This is a genomic window from Labrys sp. LIt4 (genome assembly GCF_017813775.1).
Classification (GTDB): Bacteria; Pseudomonadota; Alphaproteobacteria; order Rhizobiales; family Labraceae; genus Labrys; species Labrys okinawensis_A.
Genome location: NZ_JAGIPY010000048.1, coordinates 1 through 1,056, shown reverse-complemented (window position 1 = coordinate 1,056; position 1,056 = coordinate 1). Strand labels below are relative to the sequence as shown.

The following is a 1,056-nucleotide window of genomic DNA, read 5'->3' as shown; positions in this document are numbered from 1 at the left end:
TTAGAGCAGGGTGATTTTTGGTTGAATCGTTGGATTCCCAAATCGATTGAGAAGTGATTCAAGATAGCTGCGGGGGAGGAGGCCGCAGCGAATGGCAGTTCCTTATTCGATGGACCTTCGTGAGCGGGTTGTTCGAGCGGTCAAGGAAGAAGGGTTTTCTCGCAACCAGGCGGCGCTGCGTTTTGGCATAGCGGTTTCGACGGCGGTGCTTTGGCTGCAGCGGGACAAGGCAAACGGCAGTGTGGCGCCGGGGAAGATGGGGGGCCATAAGCCGCGCGCGATCAGCGGTGAGCATCATGACTGGCTGGTTGGGCGCTGCCGAGACGGAAGTGCCTTCACGATCGCCAAGTTGATCAAGGAATTGGCCGAGCGCGGGCTCAAGGTCGACCATCACAGTGTGTGGAATTTCCTGCACGAGCAGAAGCTGAGTTTTAAAAAAGGACGCTGGTCGCCAGCGAGCGCAGCCGGCCCGACGTCGCCCGGCGCCGGCAGCAATGGATCAAATACCGTCCCCTGATCACCCCCGAGCGGCTTGTGTTCATCGACGAAACTTGGACCAAGACCAACATGGCCCCGCTCCGCGGCTGGAGCAAATGCGGCGAGCGGCTCGAGGCCGTCGTTCCCCATGGCCATTGGAAGACCCAGACCTTCATTGCCGCTCTGCGCCATGATCGGGTGGAAGCACCCTGGGTCCTGGATGGTCCGATCAACGGCGAGAGTTTCCGCACCTATGTGGAAACCCAACTGGTTCCAACCTTGAAGCCGGGCGACATCGTCGTCATGGACAATCTTGGCTCCCACAAGGGAAAGCAGGTACGCCAAGCCATCCGAGAGGCAGGAGCAAAGCTGCTATTTCTGCCCAAATACTCCCCCGATTTGAACCCAATCGAGCAGTTCTTCGCCAAACTCAAACACTGGCTGCGCCAAGCCCGCTCGTTCTCTCGATGAGCTCACGCACGCCATCCTGCACATCTTGCAGCAGACCAAACCCTGCGAATGCGCGAATTTCTTCGCTAACGCAGGATATGATCGAACCTAATTTCATAATGCTCTAGG

Annotated in this window: 1 pseudogene; it reads left to right on the top strand. The window is 57.9% G+C overall.

The window, feature by feature from the left end:
- Positions 1 to 91: 91 nt before the first annotated feature.
- Positions 92 to 1,039: pseudogene (locus J8I29_RS29630) on the top strand (IS630 family transposase).
- The last annotated feature ends 17 nt before the right edge of the window (positions 1,040 to 1,056 follow it).